Origin of the sequence: Mesorhizobium sp. M0802 (assembly GCF_040320115.1) — a bacterium.
Lineage (GTDB): Bacteria > Pseudomonadota > Alphaproteobacteria > Rhizobiales > Rhizobiaceae > Mesorhizobium.
In genome coordinates this window covers 32164-51647 of record NZ_JAMYOY010000018.1, presented here as the reverse complement: position 1 = coordinate 51647, position 19484 = coordinate 32164, and the positions used below count along the sequence as shown (strand labels likewise).

General features: G+C 62.4%; 23 protein-coding genes. 15 read left to right on the top strand and 8 right to left on the bottom strand.

Features of this window, described 5'->3' with window-relative positions; translation table 11 throughout:
* Positions 1-128 precede the first annotated feature (128 nt).
* From hslU to hslV, 4 genes are read right to left on the bottom strand one after another with little or no spacing between them, the layout of a single operon-like run.
* Positions 129-1442 carry an ATP-dependent protease ATPase subunit HslU gene (gene hslU, locus NKI10_RS23210; protein WP_352862096.1) on the bottom strand — a complete coding sequence of 438 codons (1314 nt, stop codon included), beginning with the start codon at positions 1440-1442 and terminating at the stop codon, positions 129-131.
* A 4-nt stretch (positions 1443-1446) separates the two neighbouring features.
* Positions 1447-2046 carry a DUF2585 domain-containing protein gene (locus NKI10_RS23205; protein ID WP_023695986.1) on the bottom strand — a complete coding sequence of 200 codons (600 nt, stop codon included), beginning with the start codon at positions 2044-2046 and terminating at the stop codon, positions 1447-1449.
* 4 nt (positions 2047-2050) lie between these two features.
* Positions 2051-2578 carry a GNAT family N-acetyltransferase gene (locus tag NKI10_RS23200; RefSeq protein ID WP_352862095.1) on the bottom strand — a complete coding sequence of 176 codons (528 nt, stop codon included), beginning with the start codon at positions 2576-2578 and terminating at the stop codon, positions 2051-2053.
* Positions 2568-3119 (bottom strand): ATP-dependent protease subunit HslV, encoded by a 552-nt coding sequence (hslV, locus tag NKI10_RS23195; protein ID WP_023672322.1) that lies wholly within the window; start codon positions 3117-3119, stop codon positions 2568-2570. The genes NKI10_RS23200 and hslV overlap by 11 nt, the downstream gene beginning before the upstream one ends.
* A gap of 257 nt (positions 3120-3376) precedes the next feature.
* Here hslV and hisB point away from each other — a divergent pair, with 257 nt between their 5' ends.
* The 9 genes from hisB (at position 3377) to coaA (ending at position 9211) form a co-directional block, all read left to right on the top strand.
* A complete protein-coding gene (gene hisB, locus NKI10_RS23190; RefSeq protein ID WP_023741281.1) occupies positions 3377-3976 on the top strand; it encodes an imidazoleglycerol-phosphate dehydratase HisB in 600 nt (199 codons plus the stop codon).
* Positions 3977-3980: 4 nt separating this feature from the next.
* Positions 3981-4457 carry a DUF2628 domain-containing protein gene (locus NKI10_RS23185; protein ID WP_352500115.1) on the top strand — a complete coding sequence of 159 codons (477 nt, stop codon included), beginning with the start codon at positions 3981-3983 and terminating at the stop codon, positions 4455-4457.
* A 1-nt stretch (position 4458) separates the two neighbouring features.
* Positions 4459-5109: an imidazole glycerol phosphate synthase subunit HisH gene (gene hisH / locus NKI10_RS23180; protein WP_023672319.1), complete on the top strand. Its 651-nt coding sequence runs from the start codon at positions 4459-4461 to the stop codon at positions 5107-5109.
* 1 nt (position 5110) lies between these two features.
* Complete coding sequence (locus NKI10_RS23175) at positions 5111-5401, top strand: DUF1330 domain-containing protein (protein ID WP_023672318.1); 291 nt, start codon at positions 5111-5113, stop codon at positions 5399-5401.
* Between the two features lie 3 nt (positions 5402-5404).
* A complete protein-coding gene (hisA, locus tag NKI10_RS23170) occupies positions 5405-6151 on the top strand; it encodes a 1-(5-phosphoribosyl)-5-[(5-phosphoribosylamino)methylideneamino]imidazole-4-carboxamide isomerase (RefSeq protein ID WP_023694622.1) in 747 nt (248 codons plus the stop codon).
* Positions 6148-6984: an arginase family protein gene (locus NKI10_RS23165; RefSeq protein ID WP_352862094.1), complete on the top strand. Its 837-nt coding sequence runs from the start codon at positions 6148-6150 to the stop codon at positions 6982-6984. Before hisA ends, NKI10_RS23165 begins: the two co-directional genes overlap by 4 nt.
* Positions 6981-7787: an imidazole glycerol phosphate synthase subunit HisF gene (hisF, locus tag NKI10_RS23160; RefSeq protein ID WP_023687423.1), complete on the top strand. Its 807-nt coding sequence runs from the start codon at positions 6981-6983 to the stop codon at positions 7785-7787. Before NKI10_RS23165 ends, hisF begins: the two co-directional genes overlap by 4 nt.
* A gap of 8 nt (positions 7788-7795) precedes the next feature.
* The gene (locus NKI10_RS23155) at positions 7796-8119 is read left to right on the top strand and encodes a phosphoribosyl-ATP diphosphatase (protein ID WP_023681408.1); all 324 of its coding nucleotides are present in this window, start codon (positions 7796-7798) and stop codon (positions 8117-8119) included.
* A gap of 132 nt (positions 8120-8251) precedes the next feature.
* Positions 8252-9211, top strand: a complete 960-nt coding sequence (gene coaA / locus NKI10_RS23150) for a type I pantothenate kinase (protein WP_023672313.1) — start codon at positions 8252-8254, stop codon at positions 9209-9211.
* Here coaA and NKI10_RS23145 read toward each other — a convergent pair.
* From NKI10_RS23145 to NKI10_RS23130, 4 genes are all read right to left on the bottom strand, one after another.
* Positions 9198-10334, bottom strand: a complete 1137-nt coding sequence (locus tag NKI10_RS23145) for a phosphatase PAP2 family protein (RefSeq protein WP_023681407.1) — start codon at positions 10332-10334, stop codon at positions 9198-9200. The genes coaA and NKI10_RS23145 overlap by 14 nt on opposite strands.
* 124 nt (positions 10335-10458) lie before the next feature.
* Positions 10459-11088, bottom strand: coding sequence for an alpha-ketoglutarate-dependent dioxygenase AlkB family protein (locus tag NKI10_RS23140; RefSeq protein ID WP_352862093.1), 630 nt, complete (start codon positions 11086-11088; stop codon positions 10459-10461).
* 151 nt (positions 11089-11239) lie between these two features.
* Entirely contained in the window at positions 11240-11674 is a 435-nt protein-coding gene (gene arfB / locus NKI10_RS23135; RefSeq protein ID WP_352758525.1) for an alternative ribosome rescue aminoacyl-tRNA hydrolase ArfB, read from the bottom strand.
* An 86-nt stretch (positions 11675-11760) separates the two neighbouring features.
* Entirely contained in the window at positions 11761-13371 is a 1611-nt protein-coding gene (locus NKI10_RS23130; protein WP_023752326.1) for a phosphoenolpyruvate carboxykinase, read from the bottom strand.
* Between the two features lie 346 nt (positions 13372-13717).
* On the opposite strand from NKI10_RS23130, the gene NKI10_RS23125 reads away from it, so the two are divergent.
* The 6 genes from NKI10_RS23125 (at position 13718) to ahcY (ending at position 19221) form a co-directional block, all read left to right on the top strand.
* Positions 13718-14419 carry a response regulator transcription factor gene (locus tag NKI10_RS23125; protein ID WP_010912942.1) on the top strand — a complete coding sequence of 234 codons (702 nt, stop codon included), beginning with the start codon at positions 13718-13720 and terminating at the stop codon, positions 14417-14419.
* Positions 14420-14504: 85 nt separating this feature from the next.
* Positions 14505-16286, top strand: a complete 1782-nt coding sequence (locus NKI10_RS23120; RefSeq protein ID WP_023672307.1) for a sensor histidine kinase — start codon at positions 14505-14507, stop codon at positions 16284-16286.
* A gap of 12 nt (positions 16287-16298) precedes the next feature.
* The gene (locus tag NKI10_RS23115) at positions 16299-16760 is read left to right on the top strand and encodes an HPr kinase/phosphorylase (protein ID WP_352862092.1); all 462 of its coding nucleotides are present in this window, start codon (positions 16299-16301) and stop codon (positions 16758-16760) included.
* A gap of 164 nt (positions 16761-16924) precedes the next feature.
* Positions 16925-17326: a PTS sugar transporter subunit IIA gene (locus NKI10_RS23110; RefSeq protein ID WP_023672304.1), complete on the top strand. Its 402-nt coding sequence runs from the start codon at positions 16925-16927 to the stop codon at positions 17324-17326.
* Complete coding sequence (locus NKI10_RS23105) at positions 17323-17613, top strand: HPr family phosphocarrier protein (protein WP_023672303.1); 291 nt, start codon at positions 17323-17325, stop codon at positions 17611-17613. The genes NKI10_RS23110 and NKI10_RS23105 overlap by 4 nt, the downstream gene beginning before the upstream one ends.
* 207 nt (positions 17614-17820) lie before the next feature.
* Entirely contained in the window at positions 17821-19221 is a 1401-nt protein-coding gene (gene ahcY / locus NKI10_RS23100) for an adenosylhomocysteinase (protein WP_023681401.1), read from the top strand.
* Positions 19222-19484 lie beyond the last annotated feature (263 nt).

The window sequence follows — 19484 nt, the reverse complement described above, 5'->3', positions numbered from 1 at the left end:
CGGCCCAAAAATCGAAACCGATTTTTGGAAAGTCCGATGCGTCGATTCAATACTGTTAGAGCGACCTTTGCGCGTCCAAAGGACGCGGGGCGCTCTAATACCGGCGCCGGATGAACCGGCGCCCTCGTTTAAAGGATGAATCGCGACAAATCTGTGTTTCGCGAGAGGTCGCCGACATGCTTTTCCACATAGGCGGCATCGATGGCGACGCTGGTGCCGTTGCGGTCGGGCGCGTCGTAGGAGATCTCGTCCAGCACGCGCTCTATCACCGTCTGCAGGCGTCTCGCTCCGATGTTTTCGACGCTAGCGTTGAGGTCGACAGCGATGCCGGCCAGCGAATCGATGGCATCGTCGGTGAAGGTGAGGTCGACGCCTTCGGTCTTCATCAGCGCGATATACTGCTTGATGAGGCTGGCCTCGGTCTCGGTGAGGATGCGAATGAAATCGTCCTTCTCCAGCGCCCGCAACTCGACACGGATCGGCAGGCGGCCCTGCAATTCCGGCAACAGGTCGGACGGCTTGGAGACATGGAAGGCGCCCGAGGCGATGAACAGTATGTGGTCGGTCTTCAACGGTCCGTATTTGGTCGCCACCGTCGTGCCTTCGATCAGCGGCAGCAGGTCGCGCTGCACGCCTTCGCGCGAGACGCCGGCGCCCATGCCGCCTTCGCGCGAGGCGATCTTGTCGATCTCGTCGAGGAAGACGATGCCGTCATTTTCGGTCGCGTCGAGTGCCCGGCGCACCACCTCGTCCTGGTCGAGCAGCTTGTCGGACTCGTCGTTGACCAGCAGCGCGTAGGACTCCTTGACCGTCGTCTTGCGCGCCTTGGTCTTCTTGCCACCCATCGCCTTCGACAGCATGTCGTTGATGTTGAGCACGCCGATATTGGCGCCCGGCATGCCGGGGATCTCGAAGCCGGGCATGCCGCCGGTGCCGGTGTCGGCAACCTCGATCTCGATCTCCTTGTCATCGAGCTCGCCGTCGCGCAGCTTCTTGCGGAAGCTATCGCGGGTCGCCGGGCTCGCCGTCTTGCCGACCAGGGCTTCCAGCACGCGCTCCTCGGCATTGAGGTGCGCGCGCGCCTTCACGTCCTCGCGCATCTTCTCGCGCACCAGGCCGATGGCGATCTCGACCAGATCGCGGATGATCTGCTCGACATCGCGGCCGACATAGCCGACTTCGGTGAACTTGGTGGCCTCGACCTTGACGAAAGGCGCACCGGCGAGTCGCGCCAGGCGGCGCGAGATCTCGGTCTTGCCGACACCGGTCGGGCCGATCATCAGGATGTTCTTCGGCATCACCTCTTCGCGCATCTGGCCTTCCAACTGCTGGCGGCGCCAGCGGTTGCGCAAGGCAATGGCCACGGCGCGCTTGGCGTCCTTCTGGCCGATGATGAAGCGGTCGAGTTCCGAAACGATTTCACGGGGAGAGAAGGTGGTCATATCACTAGATTCCACTTTGCCACTGCTTGATGGACTCGAACGGATGCAGCAGCATGATCACGTTGAGCGTCAGATTGTCCCGGATGAGGTAGCCGACACCCAGTTCGAAGATGAGGGCGAGGCCGACGATGCTCCATATAGGTAGCTTTCGCGCCATCACAAATCCCAGCACCATGGCCAGTGTGTCGGACACCGAATTGATGATCGAGTCGCCATAGTAATCCAGCGAAATGGTACCGGCGCGGTAGCGCTCGATGATGAACGGGCTGTTTTCCAGGAGTTCCCAGCCGCCCTCGATGACGACGGCGAAAGCCAGGCGCAGACCGATTGGCGAGCGCGGGAACAGGAACCAGGCCAAGGCGTAGAACAGGAAGCCGTGGATGATGTGCGAGAACGTGTACCAGTCGGAAATATGCTGGGAATTCTCCGAACTGTTCACCACACCGTGCCAGAGTTTGACGTAACCGCAGGTGCAGATCGGCGTGCGGCCCATGCCGTAAAGCGCGCCGGCCTGGAAGATGAGCAGAGCGAGCACGAGCAGAAGCCCCATCCGCCAGCTGTCTTCGTAGGCCGAGTAATTTTTGGCAGTTCCCGGTGTCGCCATCAACTCATTCCCCTTCTTCCGCGTCGCCGTCTTCGGCATCGGCAGCCATCAGCACGACGTCCCCATATCTAGAGTGCCTGCGATCGATAGCCCTGAAGCCCGCTTTTTCATAGGCGCGGATGGCGCGGCCATTGTCGGGATGCGGATCGATGATGATGCGCGGCGCGCCTTCATCGAACAGTTGCTCGACGAATTGCCTGACGATCGCCGAGCCATGACCTTTGCCAACCAGGTCCGGCACGCCGATCGACAGGTCGATGCCGAGCGTGCCCAACGGCTGGTCGGCATAGGGATGGCCATCTTCCAGATGCGGATCGTAGCTCTGCAGATAGGCGATCGGCCTGCCGTCGAACTCGACGATCAGCGGCTCTACAGAAATTGAGTCAATGTGCTCCCGGATTTCGGCGATTTCCGTCTCAGGATCGTCCCACCATTCGGCGACATGCGGCTCGGCCAGCCAGCCGGCGATCATCGGCAGGTCTTTTTCGGTAACCGGTCGAAAATCATAGAGCACCGGCGGGTTAGCCGGCATCGAGCGTTTCGACAACAAAGTTGTTGTTGGTATAGACGCAAATGTCGGAGGCGATCTGCATCGCCTTGCGGGCGATCTCCTCGGCATCCTTGTCGCTGTCCATCAGCGCGCGGGCAGCGGCCAGCGCATAGTTGCCGCCGGAACCGATGGCCATGACGCCGAATTCGGGCTCTAGCACGTCGCCGGTGCCGGTGAGCGCCAGCGAAACCGACTTGTCGGCCACCAGCATCATCGCTTCCAGCCGGCGCAGATAACGGTCGGTGCGCCAGTCCTTGGCGAGCTCGACGCAGGCGCGCGTCAACTGGTCCGGATATTGTTCGAGCTTGGCTTCCAGCCGCTCCAGAAGGGTGAAAGCGTCCGCTGTGGCGCCGGCGAAACCGGCAATGACATTGCCGCCCTTGCCGATGCGGCGCACCTTTTTGGCGTTGCCTTTCATGATGGTCTGGCCAAGGCTGACCTGGCCGTCGCCGGCGATCACCACCTTGTTACCCTTACGCACCGTCACGATGGTCGTGGCGTGCATGCTCAGTTCATTGGACATCTGCTGCTCCGATTCGCGCGATCCCGATAAGGCGATTGGCGCGGGATTTCGATCGGCCATATGTATGCATGGGGCTAACGATTGCAAACCGCCTCCGCCATGGGCCGATAGCGGTCCGCATCGCAACTGGCCATCGCAGGATCATGCTGCTAGAAGGCTTTCGTTTTCAAGCAAATGAGCGCCTGGAGGCATTGTCTTTTCGTTTCGCCCCGGTCAGTTGCCAAAAGTGTCGTATGCCCAAAGACAAGGACAAGGTCATGGCGTCCCGTACCGCCGAAGTCAGCCGCAAGACCAAGGAAACCGAGATCAGCGTCTCGGTCCACGTCGACGGCACCGGAAAATCCGAGATGTCGAGCGGCGTCGGCTTCTTCGACCATATGCTGGACCAGCTCTCGCGCCACTCGCTGATCGACATCACGGTGAAGGCCAAGGGCGACCTGCACATTGACGACCACCACACGGTCGAGGACACCGGCATTGCGATCGGCCAGGCGCTGGCCAAGGCGCTGGGCGAGCGGCGCGGCATCATGCGCTATGCCTCTGTCGACCTTGCCATGGACGAGACGCTGACGCGGGCCGCGATCGACGTGTCGGGCCGTCCGTTCCTGGTCTGGAATGTCGCCTTCTCTTCGCCGAAGATCGGCACGTTCGACACCGAACTGGTGCGTGAATTCTTCCAGGCGCTGGCGCAGAATGCCGGTATCACGCTGCATGTCACCAACCATTATGGCGCCAACAATCACCATATTGCTGAGACCTGCTTCAAGGCGGTGGCGCGCGCGCTGCGTTTCGCACTGGAGCGCGACCCGCGCCAGCCCGATGCAGTTCCCTCCACCAAGGGATCTCTGAAAGGGTAGGCTGATGGCCATCTATGTCGTGATGGAACCGCCAGGCCGCACCGAGGCGGCCGACGCACCCATTTTTGTCCGCGACGGTTTTTCCTGGCTGGCTTTCCTGGTGGCGCCGCTGTGGCTCGCCTGGCACAGGCTGTGGATCGAGGCGGCGCTCGCCTTCGTCGCCATGGGGCTCATCTCGGTGCTCGGCCAATGGCTGGGACTGGACTGGGCCGGCTCCGCACTGTCTTTACTGGTCTCGCTCTATATAGGGCTGGAAGGCCAAGGGCTGCGGATCGCAGCGCTGCGCCGCCGCGGCTGGCATGAATGGGGCGTCGTCGAAGCCGACAATCCTGACGATGCCGACATCCGCCAGACACTGGACGCCGAGGCGCTTGCCGACGAGCCGGCGCCGCTGCCGCGCATCGTGCCGGACGCCAGCCTGGCCCGGCCGACGCAGACCGGGCTGACGCTGGGCCTGAGCCATACGCCGGGAAAAGCCTGAGATGCGGGTTGCCATCATCGATTACGGGTCGGGCAATCTGCGCTCGGCCACCAAGGCCTTCGAGCGCGCCGCGCATGAAGCCGGCATTGCCGCTGCCATTGAGCTGACCGCCGACGCCGAGCGGGTGCGCAGCGCCGACCGAATCGTTTTGCCCGGCGTCGGCGCCTATGCCGATTGCGCGGCGGGCCTGCGCGGCGTCGCCGGCATGTGGGAAGCGGTGGAAGAGGTAGCGATCGCCAAGGCGCGGCCGTTCCTCGGCATCTGCGTCGGCATGCAGCTGATGTCGCAGCGCGGCCTGGAAAAGACCGTGACCAAGGGCTTCGGCTGGATTGCCGGCGACGTCAAGGAGATCACGCCCGCCGATCCGGCGCTGAAGATCCCGCAAATCGGCTGGAACACCATCGATCTGGAGCGCAAGCACCCGCTGTTTTCGGGTATTGCGACCGGGCCTAAGGGTCTGCACGCCTATTTCGTTCATTCCTACCATCTCGACGCGACAAGGCCGGACGAAGTGCTGGCCGTCGCCGATTATGGCGGCCCGGTAACGGCGGCGGTCGCGCGCGGTAACCTTGCCGGCACGCAATTCCATCCGGAAAAGAGCCAGGCGCTCGGCCTGGCACTGATCACCAACTTCCTGCGCTGGAGGCCTTGAGATGAGCAAGAAGGGCTACTGGATGGCGATGGTCGATGTGACCGATCCGGAAAACTATCCGAAATACATCGCCGCCAACAAAGCGGCGTTCGACAAATACGGCGCGAAATTCCTGACGCGAGGCGGTCAGTCGTCAAGCCCGGAAGGGCCGTCCGGCAATCGCCATGTGATCGTCGAGTTCGAAAGCTACGAGGTCGCGCTGGCTTGCTTCCATTCCCCCGAATACCAGGCAGCGCTGAAATTCCGGCGCGCTTATTCGACCTCGCATTTCGCCATTGTGGAAGGGGTCTGAACGGTGATCCTGTTTCCGGCCATCGACCTCAAGGACGGCAAGTGCGTGCGGCTGAAGCACGGCGATATGGCGACCGCGACCATCTACAATGACGACCCTGCGGCCCAGGCCAAGGCCTTCGAAGAGCAAGGGTTTGAATGGCTGCATGTCGTCGACCTCAACGGCGCCTTCAAGGGCCAGAGCGTCAACAGCGCGGCGGTCGGCGCCATCCTCAAGGCGACGAAAAACCCGGTGCAGCTCGGCGGCGGCATCCGCACGCTGGCGCAGATCGAGGACTGGCTCGACCGCGGGCTGGCCCGCGTCATCCTCGGCACGGTGGCGGTGCGCGATCCCGACCTGGTCCGGGAAGCCTGCAAGGAATTTCCTGGAAAGATCGCCGTGGGCATCGACGCCAAGGGCGGCAAGGTGGCGGTCGAAGGCTGGGCCGAGGCCTCCAGCCTCGGCGTCATCGAACTGGCGCGGAAATTCGAAGGCGCCGGCGTTGCCGCCATCATCTACACCGATATCGACCGCGACGGCGTTCTGACCGGCATCAACTGGGATGCCACGATAGATCTCGCCGACGCGGTCTCGATCCCGGTCATCGCCTCGGGCGGGCTGGCTTCGATCGCCGACATCGTGCGCATGACCATGCCCGACGCGAAGAAACTGGAAGGCGCCATCTCCGGTCGCGCGCTCTATGACGGGCGCATCGATCCGGCCGAGGCGCTGGCGGTGCTGCAGGGCAAGGCGATGGAGACCCGGCCGTGAAAATCTCCATCATCCTGTCCTCCTATGACAGCGGCCACTATCACGGCGGCATGGGCCGAGGCCCGGATGCACTCATCGCCGGCGGGCTTGTCGACGCGCTGACGCTCTCCGGGCATGACGTCGTCGTCACCGATATCTGCAGGGTTGGCGACGAACAGCAGCGCGAGATCGCCACCGGCTTTGCCGTGTGCGGTGCCGTCTCCGGCGAGGTCCGCATCGCCATAGACCGCGGCAGGTTTCCCATCGTGCTGGCCGGCAATTGCCTGACATCGGCCGGTGCGGTTGCCGGCGAGGATGCCGATGCGATCATCTGGGCCGACCAGCATGGCGATCTCAACACGCCGGAGACGTCCATCTTCGGCTTTCTCGACGGCATGGCGCTGGCCACGGTTCTCGGCCTGTGCTGGAAGCCGATGGCCTCGGCCATCCCCGGCTTCAAGCCGATCGATCCGGCGCGCTGCGTGCTGGTCAACGCGCGCGATCTCGATCCGGCCGAAACAGAGCTGTTGAAGACGTTGCCGGTCATCCGCACCGAATGCCCGGACTGGGCGACGGCGAGCACCAGGCTGAAGGCGCCGGATGCGAAGCGGGTGCACCTGCATCTCGATCTCGACGTGCACGACCCCGGGGCGCTGCAGGCCAACCGCTACACCACGCCCGGCGGCCCGGAGCCGAAACAGCTGCGCCAGGCTGTCTGCGGCATGGCCGGCCTGCTGCCGATTTCCGGCATCACCATTTCCGCCTACGATCCGGCGTTCGATGCGCAGGCCGAGGTTCCGCCGCTGGTCGGCGAACTGCTCAGCGAGTTGCTGGCGACGATGGAGAAGGGCTGATGCTGAAGGCCCGAGTCATCCCTTGCCTCGACGTCAAGAACGGCCGCGTCGTCAAGGGCGTCAATTTCGTCGACCTCATCGATGCCGGTGATCCGGTCGAGGCGGCCAAAGCCTATGACGCGGCCGGCGCTGACGAGCTTTGCTTTCTCGATATCACCGCGTCGTCCGACAACCGTGAAACCATCTTCGACGTCGTCGCCCGCACCGCCGAACAATGCTTCATGCCGCTGACCGTCGGCGGCGGCGTGCGCCAGGTGGCCGATATTCGCAAACTGTTGCTGGCCGGCGCCGACAAGGTGTCGATCAACACTGCGGCGGTGAAGAACCCCGATTTCGTCGCGGAAGCCGCCGACAAGTTCGGCAACCAGTGCATTGTCGTCGCCATCGACGCCAAGAAGGTGTCGGCACCCAATGAAGCCGACCGCTGGGAGATCTTCACCCATGGCGGCCGTGAAAAGACCGGCATCGATGCGGTCGAGTTTGCGCGAAAAATGGTCGATCGCGGCGCCGGCGAGATTCTTTTGACCTCGATGGACCGTGACGGCACCAAGGCCGGTTACGACATTGCGCTGACCCGCGCGATAGCGGATGCGGTGCGCGCGCCGGTGATCGCGTCGGGCGGCGTCGGCACGCTCGATCATCTGGTCGAGGGCATTCGCGACGGCCATGCCGGCGCCGTGCTTGCCGCCTCGATCTTCCATTTCGGCACTTACACGATTACGGAAGCCAAGGCGCATATGGCCGAGGCCGGGCTGCCGATGCGGCTGGACTATCCGGTTCAATCCACTCCACAAAGGCTGTAGACTGCGCCATGGCTGAATTTTCGCTGTCCGATCTGGAAACGATCATTGGCGAACGCGCCCGTTCCGGCGACCCGGACTCGTGGACGGCAAAACTGTTCGCCAAAGGCATCGACAAGGCGGCGCAGAAGCTTGGTGAAGAGGCAGTCGAGACCGTCATTGCCGCCGTCAAGGGCGACGAGAAAGCCCTCGTTTCCGAAAGTGCCGATCTCATATATCATTGGCTCGTCGTGCTTGGCATGGCCGGCGTTTCGCTGGGCGAGGTGCTGAAGGAGCTTGAGGGCCGCACCGGCCGTTCGGGCGTCACTGAAAAGGCATCCCGGCCGAAAGGCTGACCGCGAGAGCCGGATGATTTCGGGCCGAGGCCTTAAATCTGAATCCGTCTCTAAATTGATAGAGGGAGCATGATGTCGCCCGAAAACCGCTTCACACTTTTCGGCCTCATGCTCTAGAGGGCAGGAAACTCGATGGACCAGCTCGCTCCGACCGAGAAATATTCCCCCTATCGTTTCTTCTCGGCCGAGCAATGGTCGAACTTCCGCGCCGACACGCCGATGACGCTGGGCGAAGACGAGATCAACCGTCTGCGCTCACTGAACGATCCGGTCGACCTGGAAGAAGTCAAGCGCATCTATCTGTCGCTCTCGCGGCTGCTTTCGGCGCATGTCGAGGCCAGCCAGTTGCTGTTTCGCCAGCGCCAGGCCTTCTTCAACGCGCTGGATGTGGTCAAGACACCGTTCATCATCGGCATTGCCGGTTCGGTTGCGGTCGGCAAATCGACCACGGCGCGCGTGCTGAAGGAGCTTCTGGCGCGTTGGCCGTCGAGCCCCAAGGTCGATCTCATCACTACCGACGGGTTCCTGTTGCCCAACAAGGTGTTGCGACGCGACAATCTGATGGAGCGCAAGGGCTTTCCCGACAGCTACGATGTCGGTGCGCTGCTGCGTTTCCTCTCGGGCATCAAGTCGGCGCAGCGCAATGTCCGCGCGCCCGTCTATTCGCATTTGACCTATGACGTCATTCCCGGCGAGTTCGTCACCATCGACCGGCCCGACATTCTGATCTTCGAAGGCATCAACGTTCTGCAGCCCGGCAAATTGCCGAAGGACGGCAAGATCGTGCCGTTCCTGTCGGATTTCTTCGATTTCGCCATTTATATCGACGCCGACGAAAAGCTGATCCACCAATGGTACATCGCCCGCTTCATGCGGCTGCGCGAGACGGCCTTCCGCAATCCGGACTCCTTCTTCCACCGCTATTCGCAGCTTTCGGAAGACGCCGCGCGCGCCATTGCGGAAGGCTTGTGGGCCAACATCAACCTGAAAAACCTGCGCGAGAACATCGTGCCGACACGGGCGCGCGCCGACCTCATCCTGCGCAAGGGCGCCAATCATTTGGTCGAGGAAGTGGCGCTCAGGAAACTGTGACGGCCGCCTCCGGGCGGCTGCCGCCAGCCGCCGATTGCCGGGCCGGGCCTGGCATCAGGATTTCGCCGTCGGGTACCAGCTTGCGGACGGCCGCACATAGGGCGATCGTGAGCGCGACCGCCGCATAACCATCGATCGCATAGTGCCAACCAAGATAGACCGAACTCGCGACTATGAAGGCGACATACAGAAATGCGATGGCGCCCAACCGCTGGTCGTACTCCCAGGTATACACCGCATTCAGGGTGATCAAGGCGACATGAACGCTTGGAAATGCCGATATTCCCGACGCGAGTCCAGTCACACCCTCGGTCTGGAGCGTCCACAGATACTGCTGGTACACGGCGGCGGAACTCGCCGACGGGCTTTGCGCAAGAAACGAAAGCTGTTCACCGAAGCGTGGCACATCGCCGGTGACATAGCCGTAGAACGCCGGTCCGGCCGACATGAACAGCCCGGCCAGGATGTTTCCGACGACCACCCACACCACCATGAAGGACAGCACATAGCGTCTCTTCAGATGCGTGGTGCGTGGTGACGTGACCATGAAAAACAGCATGCTGTAGCAAATGATGAACCACAGCATGTCGTAGTTCCATCCGACGGATTCCCGTACCCAGTCATGCTTGCCGATAACGTAGAGCCATCGCCACGGATCAGTGCCGAAATGCAGATAGGCATCGATATCTGCCAAGGCGCGATCATAGGGGAAACCTTTCCACAGGACGGACATGCCGTTCTTGACCGAGGTGAAGGTGCTTTGGAAAATCATGATGCCCATCAACAGACATATGCCGGAAAAGAGAACCGCCATCCGCTCGGCTGAGAACATCTTGCCCGCAGCAAATTTCCGCCGACGCTCAAATCGATGCAAAAGCCAGCCGGTTTCCAGGAGAAGCGATACCGCCGGCAGCACGAAACCGAAAACCATAAGCCATATCGGCACGTAGGTCTGGTATGCGGTGCGATGGAGCGCGCCGACCCAAGCCAGAAACCCCAGCCCCGTTGCAGTGTAGATGCCAATGAACAGGTAGAGCGATGCATCCGAGCGGGCGATCGAAACCGTGCGCCATGCGGCATTTCGAATGTAGCGCCAAATCACTTCGGATTCGATTTCGAGCATGGTATCCACACCGGGAATGATGACGTTTTGGCGCAGACTAGCGGCCGAAACCTTAAATTCCGTTAGGGATTTTTCATTCGCAAGGTCAGTGGTTCAGTAAGTGCAAGAATGCACTCTCACCTCTTCAAGGCAAGGTCACCCGCCGCAGCGTCAGATTGATCCTGCCGCCATTTTTCAGCAGCGCCGAGGTCGACGGATAGATGCGGTCGACGCCGTGGAAGCAGAGCCGGCCTTCGCCGCCGAGCACGACGACGTCGCCGCTTTTCAGGCGGAACGATTTGGTACCGCCGTCGCGTGTGGCCCCCCTGCCCGTCACTTGGCCGACCCGGAACAGGCAATCGTCGCCAAGTGACACCGAGACCACTGGGGCCGAGAAATCGGCTTCGTCGCGATCCTGGTGCAGACCCATTTTGGCGTCCTGCGTATAGAAATTGACCAGGCAGGCCTCCGGCGGATTCGGATAGGCGGCGACCTCCCGCCACAATTGCAGCAGCGCGTCCGGGATCGGCGGCCATGGCTCTCTGGTGAGTGGGTGCGTTGGCTGGTAGCGATAGCCCAGCTCCTTGTCAGTGACCCAGCCGAGCGTGCCGCAATTGGTCATGCGCACGCTCATCTCCTTGCCGGTCCGCGGCATCGCCGGCACGTACAGCGGCGCCCGCTGTACAATGGTCCTCACCTCTTCGACCAGCGCTTCCTGCGCCGCGCGGGACAGATAACCAGGCATGTGGCGGACGCCTTTGGGCAGAACGAGCATGACTTCGCCTCCGGTTGATACTGAAACCATGCCACCGCCAATCAGAAACGGCGACCCGAAAGCCACCGTTGTCGGCCTCCCTTTCTGTGGCAATGGTGAAACCTTGCGGCTGCGGCAGGGGAGGCCGCTTTATGCACGCAGTCGACGCGCCTTAGTCGTTCTCTACCCGGCCGCGCAGCTTTTTGATCGTGCCGCGCCCTGCCTTGCTTTGCAGCCGCCGCTCCACCGAGCCTTTCGACGGCCTGGTCTTCTTGCGCAGCGGCGGCGGCGGTTCCGCGGCCTTGGCGACCAGCGCCGTCAGCCTTGCCCGGGCATCGGCCCGGTTCTGCTCCTGGGTGCGGAAGCGGCCGGCCTCGATGACGATGACGCCGTCCTTAGTGGCGCGCTGGCCGGCGAGCTTGATCGTGCGCGCGCGCACGCGTTCGGACAGGCCAGCCGCATTGGCGGCGTCGAAGCGCAATTGGACGGCGGTCGCCACCTTGTTGACGTTCTGGCCGCCGGGACCCGACGAGCGGATGAAATCCTCGTGCAGGTCGCCCGGATGGATTACGGCTTCGTCTGATATGATGATGTCGTCGATAGGCATGCCGCAGTCATGGCGCGGCGGACCAAAAAAGAAAAGGCCCGATCGAGATCGCGCCTTTCAAGGATGCTTCGGTGAAGACGCCTCGACTATTCCGCAGCTTCCTGCAGGCGGGGTGCTGCGCCGAGCACGACGGCATCGACATGGCTCTCGAATTTCTCGAAGTTGACGGCGAACATGCCGACCAATCGCGCTGCCTGCCGGTCATAGGCTGCCTTGTCAGCCCAGGTCGAACGCGGGTCGAGAATGGCGCTGTCGACGCCAGGCACAGCAACCGGCACCTCGAAGCCGAAATTGGCGTCGGTGCGGAAACCGGACGCCTTCAACGAACCGTCAAGCGCTGCGGCCAGCAAGGCGCGCGTCGCCTTGATCGGCATGCGCTTGCCGGTGCCGTAGGCGCCGCCGGTCCAGCCGGTGTTGACCAGCCAGCAATCGGCGCCGTGGCGGGCGATCAGCTCGCGCAGCAGATTGCCGTATTCCTTGGGGTGGCGCGGCATGAACGGGGCGCCGAAGCAGGTCGAGAAAGTCGCTTCCGGCTCGGTAACGCCCTTCTCGGTGCCGGCCACCTTGGCGGTGTAGCCGGAGAGGAAGTGGTACATCGCCTGCGCCGGGGTCAGCCGGGCGATCGGCGGCATGATGCCGAAGGCATCGGCGGTCAGCATGATGATGTTTTTCGGATGGCTGGCGCGTCCGCTCTTCGAGGCATTGGGAATGAAGTCGAGCGGATAGGCGCAGCGCGTGTTTTCGGTGAGCCGGCCGTCGTTGAAGTCCGGCACGCGGTCGGCGTCGAGCACGACATTTTCCAGCACCGTGCCGAAACGCTGCGTGGTGGCGAAAATCTCCGGCTCGGCCTCGGCCGACAGCCGGATCGTCTTGGCGTAGCAGCCGCCTTCGAAGTTGAAGATGCCGTGCGGTCCCCAGCCGTGCTCGTCGTCGCCGATGAGCGTACGTGACGGATCGGCCGACAGCGTCGTCTTGCCGGTGCCCGACAGGCCGAAGAAGATCGCTGCGTCGCCGCCCGGGCCCTCATTGGCCGAGCAGTGCATCGGCATGACGCCCTTTTCCGGCAGCAGATAGTTCAGCATGGTGAACACCGACTTCTTCATCTCGCCGGCATAGGAAGTGCCGCCGATCAGCACGATCTTGCGGGCGAGATCGACCGCAATCACCGTATCGGTGCGGCTGCCGTGACGGGCCGGATCGGCGCGGAAGGACGGCAGGTCGATGATCGTCATCTCCGGCACGAAATCCTCGAGCTCGGCGGCCTGCGGGCGGATCAAAAGATTGCGGATGAACAGCGAGTGCCAGGCGAATTCGGTGATGACCCGCGTCGGCAGCTTCAGCTCGGCATCGGCGCCGCCGACGAGGTCCTGCACATAGAGATCGCTATTCGCGGCGTGGACAAGGAAATCGGCGAGCAGCATTTCGAACTGGCCCGCCGAAATCGCCTTGTTGTTGTCCCACCAGACATGGGGCTCGGTGGCGCCATCGCGGACGACAAACTTGTCCTTGGGCGAGCGGCCAGTGTGCTGGCCGGTCTCGGCAAGCAGCGCGCCGCCGGCGGTCAACCGGGCCTCGCCACGACGGATCGCTGCCTCATAAAGGGCGGCCGCACCAAAATTATAATGCACCGTGCCGGTGGTTTTCAGGCCGATACGATCGATCGCGCAAGCAGAATTGCGTTTGCCGACTTCCGACATCAAGGGTCCCTTCTTCTGGATTCGCCGCACTTTGCCGGCGCGTTTCCGGCGAGCCCGCGTTAGGGGCTGAGACGGTGAGAACCAGAAAACTCGAATGATATCAAATCATTAATCGATTTAAAAATTTTGAAAGTTGTTTAAATCGTTTATATGTGCAAAAAATCACGGTGGTTGCCCAAAGGATTGGCACACAGTGTTCGTCCAACCCGTGTAGAGGTTCCGATGGGGCCGCCGGCAAGCCGTCCGCGACAGCGGGTGGAGCCTGTGCCACATTTTGTACCTAATTTGTCCTGCAAAAGCCCCTTCTCTAAGACAGAAGGGACAGCTCATGAGGGAGCCGCTTGAAATGGCAACAATCGCGCTTGTCGATGACGACCGCAACATTCTGACATCGGTGTCGATCGCCCTCGAGTCCGAGGGGTATCGCGTCGAGACCTACACGGATGGTGCGTCGGCGCTGGAAGGCCTGGCGGCGCGGCCGCCGAATCTCGCCATCCTCGACATCAAGATGCCGCGCATGGACGGCATGGAGCTGTTGCGCCGGATGCGGCAGAAGTCCGACCTGCCGGTGATCTTCCTGACCTCGAAGGACGATGAGATCGATGAGCTTTTCGGCCTCAAGATGGGCGCCGACGATTTCATCCGCAAACCGTTCTCGCAGCGCCTGCTGGTCGAGCGGGTGCGCGCCGTGCTGCGCCGCGCCAGCGCCCGCGAAGCTGCGGCAAAGGCGCCCAGCCAGCAGGCCCGTTCGCTGGAACGCGGCCAGCTCGTCATGGACCAGGAACGCCATACCTGCACCTGGAAGGGCGAGCCGGTGACGCTGACGGTCACCGAATTTCTCATCCTGCACTCGTTGGCGCAGCGCCCAGGCGTGGTAAAAAGCCGTGATGCGCTGATGGATTCCGCCTATGATGAGCAGGTCTATGTCGACGACCGCACCATCGATAGCCACATCAAGCGGCTGCGCAAGAAGTTCAAGGCCGTCGATGACGACTTCGAAATGATCGAAACCCTTTACGGAGTCGGATACCGGTTCCGCGAAGCTTGAGTTGATGCATGTCGCCCAAAAGTGGTCGCGGTTTTTGGGACGACGACATGCATAAAACCAAAGACTAGGCGGGAGCTGCTATTCGATGGCAGTGGATGTACAGCGGAGCAGACGAACGAGCGCTGTCAGGCGGTCGCGGATTCTGCCCGCATTCCTGTCGAGGTTGACGGTGCCGATGCGCCGCTTCCTCGGCCACCACATCTTTTCCAGCCTGACCCGGCGCATCCTGTTCCTCAACCTGGCCGGCCTCGCCGTGCTGGTCACCGGCATCCTCTATCTCAACACCTTCCGCGACGGGCTGATCGACGCCCGCGTCGAAAGCCTGATGACGCAGGGCGAGATCATCGCCGGCGCCATTGCCGCGTCGGCGACGGTCGAGACCGATTCGATCAGCATCGATCCGGAAAAACTGCTCGAACTGCAGGCCGGTGAAAGCCTGGGGCCGGGCTCCGACCAGCTCGACAATCTGGATTTCCCGATCAATCCCGAGCGCGTCGCGCCGGTGCTGCGGCGGCTGATTTCGCCGACGCGCACCCGGGCCCGCATCTATGACCGCGACGCCAATCTGCTGCTCGATTCGCGCCATCTCTATTCGCGCGGCCAAATCCTGCGCTACGACCTGCCGCCGGTCGAGGACGAGCAGCCGGATATGCTGGAGCGCGTGCAGAAATTCGTCTTCGACTTCTTCCGCAACAAGGACCTGCCCGTCTACCATGAGCAGCCGGGCGGCAACGGTGCGGCCTTCCCGGAAGTGGTCAAGGCGCTGACCGGCAGTCCATCGACGATCGTGCGGGTGAGCGAACAGGGCGAGCAGATCGTTTCGGTGGCGGTGCCGATCCAGCGCTTCCGTGCCGTTCTCGGCGTGCTGATGCTGTCGACGGAAGGCGGCGACATCGACAAGATCGTCGCCGCCGAACGCAAGGCTATTTTGCGCGTGTTCGGCATCGCCGCCCTGGTCACCGCCATCCTGTCGATGCTGCTCGCATCCACCATCGCCAATCCGCTGCGCCGGCTATCGGCGGCGGCAGTGCGGGTGCGGCGCGGCGTCAAGAGCCGCGAGGAGATCCCCGACTTTTCCGACCGCCAGGACGAGATCGGCAATTTGTCGGTCGCGGTGCGCGATATGACCAATGCGCTCTATGCCCGCATCGAGGCGATCGAAAGCTTCGCCGCCGATGTCTCGCACGAACTGAAGAACCCGCTGACGTCGCTGCGCAGCGCGGTGGAGACCTTGCCGCTGGCCAAGAACGACAATTCACGCGGCAGGCTGATGGAGATCATCCAGCACGATGTCCGGCGTCTCGACCGGCTGATCACCGACATTTCCGATGCCTCGCGCCTAGACGCCGAACTGGCGCGTGAGGATGCCGCCACGGTCGATTTGAAGAAATTCATCACCGATCTCGTCGCCGTGTCGCGCGAAGCGACGCGCAACAAAAAGGCTGTCGAGATCGAATTCAAGGCCGCCAAGCTGCCGCAAGGCGTCAAAGGCTATTTCGTCACCGGCCATGATCTCAGGATCGGCCAGGTCATCACCAATCTGATCGAGAATGCCCGCTCCTTCGTGCCGGAGGACCACGGCCATATCGCCATTTCCCTGGCACGCTCGGGCAAGGTCAACATCGTCACCGTCGACGACAACGGCCCCGGAATCCGCGCCGACGCCATCGACCGCATCTTCGAGCGCTTCTACACCGACCGCCCGGCCGGCGAGGCGTTCGGCCAGAATTCGGGGCTTGGCCTGTCGATATCCAGGCAGATCGTCGAAGCCCATGGCGGCACGCTGACCGCCGAGAACATCCCCGGCACCAAGCCCGGCGACATCAAGGGCGCGCGCTTCGTCGTTACGCTGCCGGCAGAAGGCTGATCGCGGCTGCGCATGCCCGATCCCACCGCGGAACCCGAGAACATCCATGCCACCGCAGTCCTGATTGGCGAGCGGGGCGTCCTGATCACCGGGCCGTCCGGCTCGGGCAAGACAACGCTGGCGCTGGCGCTCATCGACCATTTCAGCCGGCTCGGGCTGTTTACGCGGCTGATCGGCGACGACCAGCTGTTTGTCGCGGCGCGTTTCGGGCGGCTGGTCTGCCATGCGCCCGCCAGCATTGCCGGCCTCACAGAGGTGCCCGGGCTTGGTCCGAAGCCGCTTTTGTTCCAACCTGTGGGGGTCATCGACCTTACGATCCAGCTGGTTGCCGCAAACGCTGTGGAGCGTTTCCAGGAAGAGTCGAGCGCGACCATTGCCGGCTGTGTGGTGCCGCGCATCGACCTCGTTCAGCGCAACGTCACTGCGGCTTTGCCGGCGGTAATGGCGCGGCTGGCGATTGCGCCTTTCGTATGATCCGCCGCCGGTTTTTTGCTGCAATGCGTCAAATTGGCCATGGCCGACGCAATTTTGGGCTTGTCAACGCGCCGCGCGTCGACAAGATAGCGCTCCCGCCGCCTGGGATGGCCGGCGAGCATAAAAAGCGCCTGTGAAGCGGCGATGACGGGAGCCACCATAGAATGATCGGACTCGTGCTTGTAACGCACGGTCAACTGGCCGCCGAGTTCCGCCATGCCGTGGAACATGTCGTGGGGCCACAAGACAATTTCGAAACCGTGGCAATCGGCGCCGATGACGATATGGAGCAGCGTCGGCGCGATATCGTCGACGCCGTCGGCCGCGTCGACACCGGGACCGGCGTCATCGTTCTGACCGATATGTTCGGAGGCACGCCTTCCAACCTCGCCATTTCGGTGATGGAATCCGGTCGCACCGAGGTCATCGCCGGCATGAACCTGCCGATGCTGATCAAGCTGTCGTCGATCCGCAAGGGCGACAACATGGCGACCGCGCTCGACGAGGCGCAGGCCGCGGGGCGCAAATACATCAACGTCGCAAGTCAGCTGCTGAGCAGCAAATGAACGCGCTGTCGCCCGGTGAGATCGTGCGCGAGTTCCCGATCGTCAACCAGCGCGGCCTGCATGCGCGCGCCTCGGCGAAGTTCGTCCAGGTCGCCAGCGGCTTCGACGCCACCGTCCATGTCGAGAAGGATGGTCTCAAGGTCGGCGGCACCTCGATCATGGGGCTGATGATGCTGGCGGCGAGCCCCGGTTATTCGATCCGCGTCACCGCCAGCGGCGCTGAAGCCGCAGCGGCGATGGACGCGCTGGAGCAGCTGGTCGCCTCGCGCTTCGGCGAAGAGTGCTGAAGTTTTTGCTTTGAACGCCGTTGTCCCAAAACCGCGGGATACTTTTGGGCGGCATGCATCCCCGTAAAACACATACGCGCATAAAGATTTCTTTATATCCCATTGTCGTCTTGGCGGCGATCTGCTAGTCAGGCCGGCATTCCGCGCCCTTCGACGCGCCGTGTGGCGCAGGCGCATTCTGAAAACAAATCACACCGGAGCACTGCCATGACAGGTAGCAAGGACTATGTGGTCGCCGACATCTCGCTTGCCGGCTGGGGCCGCAAGGAACTCGATATCGCCGAAACCGAAATGCCGGGCCTGATGGCCTGCCGCGAGGAATTCGGCGACAAGAAGCCGTTGAAAGGTGCGCGCATCACCGGCTCGCTGCACATGACCATCCAGACTGCGGTGCTGATCGAGACGCTGAAGGCGCTTGGCGCCGATATCCGCTGGGCCTCGTGCAACATCTTCTCGACCCAGGACCATGCGGCCGCAGCCATCGCCGAGGCCGGCATCCCGGTGTTCGCCGTCAAGGGCGAGTCGCTCGAGGAGTATTGGGACTATACCGACAGGATCTTCCAGTGGGCCGATGGGGGCCTCTCCAACATGATCCTCGACGATGGCGGCGACGCCACCATGTACATACTGATCGGCGCCCGCGCCGAGGCCGGCGAGGACGTGCTGTCCAACCCGCAGAGCGAGGAAGAGGAATACTTCTACGCCCAGGTCAAGAAGCGCCTGAAGGCCTCACCCGGCTTCTTCACCAAGCAGAAGGAAGCCATTCGCGGAGTCACCGAAGAGACGACGACGGGCGTCAACCGGCTCTACCAGCTGCAGAAGAAGGGCCTGCTGCCCTTCCCGGCGATCAACGTCAACGACTCGGTCACCAAGTCGAAGTTCGACAACAAATATGGCTGCAAGGAATCGCTGGTCGACGGCATCCGCCGCGGCACCGACACCATGATGGCCGGCAAGGTTGCGGTCGTCTGCGGCTATGGCGACGTCGGCAAGGGCTCGTCGGCTTCGCTCAAGGGCGCCGGCGCCCGCGTCAAGGTCACGGAAGTCGATCCGATCTGCGCGCTGCAGGCGGCGATGGACGGCTTTGAAGTCGTCACGCTGGAAGATGCCGCACCAACCGCCGACATCGTCATCACCACCACCGGCAACAAGGATGTCGTCACCCTCGACCACATGCGCTCGATGAAGGACATGGTGATCGTCGGCAATATCGGCCACTTCGACAATGAGATCCAGGTCGCGTCGCTGCGCAACCTGCAATGGACCAACGTCAAGCCGCAGGTCGACATGATAACCTTCCCGGACGGCAAGCGGATGATCCTGCTGTCCGAGGGGCGCCTGCTCAACCTCGGCAACGCGACCGGTCATCCGAGCTTCGTGATGTCGGCTTCGTTCACCAATCAGGTGCTGGCGCAGATCGAGCTCTACACCAAGCCCGGCCAGTACCAGAACCAGGTCTATGTGCTGCCCAAGCACCTCGACGAGAAGGTGGCGCGTCTGCATCTCGACAAGCTTGGAGCCCGCTTGACCGAACTTTCCGGCGAACAGGCCGCCTATATCGGCGTGACCCCGCAGGGTCCGTTCAAGCCGGAACACTACCGCTATTAGCCAAAGCGGCGTTTACCACTAGATATTGAAGCCGGGCGATTGACTTTTCGCCCGGCTTCTTTTTTGCGCGGATGATTCTTCACGCCGATTCCAGCACGCGCTATTGTGCTGATTCGTGGGCCGGGGACGAGGCCGGCGTACGCATCGAGAGCATGATTCGAACCGAAGGACCGCGTCAGCGAAAAGTGGGAAGCGGTTTTCGGAAAAGATCATGCTCTTTAGAAAAGAGTTAGGTCAGAAGGGCGTTTCCATCAAACGTGATC

Bases quoted from the DNA above. Each gene is read 5' to 3' on its own strand.
- arfB (WP_352758525.1), bottom strand. From the start codon at position 11,674: ATGCCTATCGACGACATCATCATATCAGACGAAGCCGTAATCCATCCG.
- NKI10_RS23125 (WP_010912942.1), top strand. From the start codon at position 13,718: ATGGCAACAATCGCGCTTGTCGATGACGACCGCAACATTCTGACATCG.
- NKI10_RS23200 (WP_352862095.1), bottom strand. From the start codon at position 2,578: ATGCCGGCTAACCCGCCGGTGCTCTATGATTTTCGACCGGTTACCGAA.
- NKI10_RS23155 (WP_023681408.1), top strand. From the start codon at position 7,796: ATGGCTGAATTTTCGCTGTCCGATCTGGAAACGATCATTGGCGAACGC.
- NKI10_RS23105 (WP_023672303.1), top strand. From the start codon at position 17,323: ATGAACGCGCTGTCGCCCGGTGAGATCGTGCGCGAGTTCCCGATCGTC.
- coaA (WP_023672313.1), top strand. From the start codon at position 8,252: ATGGACCAGCTCGCTCCGACCGAGAAATATTCCCCCTATCGTTTCTTC.
- NKI10_RS23120 (WP_023672307.1), top strand. From the start codon at position 14,505: ATGGCAGTGGATGTACAGCGGAGCAGACGAACGAGCGCTGTCAGGCGG.
- hslV (WP_023672322.1), bottom strand. From the start codon at position 3,119: ATGTCCAATGAACTGAGCATGCACGCCACGACCATCGTGACGGTGCGT.
- NKI10_RS23110 (WP_023672304.1), top strand. From the start codon at position 16,925: ATGATCGGACTCGTGCTTGTAACGCACGGTCAACTGGCCGCCGAGTTC.
- hisH (WP_023672319.1), top strand. From the start codon at position 4,459: ATGCGGGTTGCCATCATCGATTACGGGTCGGGCAATCTGCGCTCGGCC.
- NKI10_RS23145 (WP_023681407.1), bottom strand. From the start codon at position 10,334: ATGCTCGAAATCGAATCCGAAGTGATTTGGCGCTACATTCGAAATGCC.
- ahcY (WP_023681401.1), top strand. From the start codon at position 17,821: ATGACAGGTAGCAAGGACTATGTGGTCGCCGACATCTCGCTTGCCGGC.
- NKI10_RS23115 (WP_352862092.1), top strand. From the start codon at position 16,299: ATGCCCGATCCCACCGCGGAACCCGAGAACATCCATGCCACCGCAGTC.
- NKI10_RS23130 (WP_023752326.1), bottom strand. From the start codon at position 13,371: ATGTCGGAAGTCGGCAAACGCAATTCTGCTTGCGCGATCGATCGTATC.
- NKI10_RS23185 (WP_352500115.1), top strand. From the start codon at position 3,981: ATGGCCATCTATGTCGTGATGGAACCGCCAGGCCGCACCGAGGCGGCC.
- NKI10_RS23175 (WP_023672318.1), top strand. From the start codon at position 5,111: ATGAGCAAGAAGGGCTACTGGATGGCGATGGTCGATGTGACCGATCCG.
- hslU (WP_352862096.1), bottom strand. From the start codon at position 1,442: ATGACCACCTTCTCTCCCCGTGAAATCGTTTCGGAACTCGACCGCTTC.
- hisB (WP_023741281.1), top strand. From the start codon at position 3,377: ATGGCGTCCCGTACCGCCGAAGTCAGCCGCAAGACCAAGGAAACCGAG.
- NKI10_RS23205 (WP_023695986.1), bottom strand. From the start codon at position 2,046: ATGGCGACACCGGGAACTGCCAAAAATTACTCGGCCTACGAAGACAGC.
- NKI10_RS23140 (WP_352862093.1), bottom strand. From the start codon at position 11,088: ATGCTCGTTCTGCCCAAAGGCGTCCGCCACATGCCTGGTTATCTGTCC.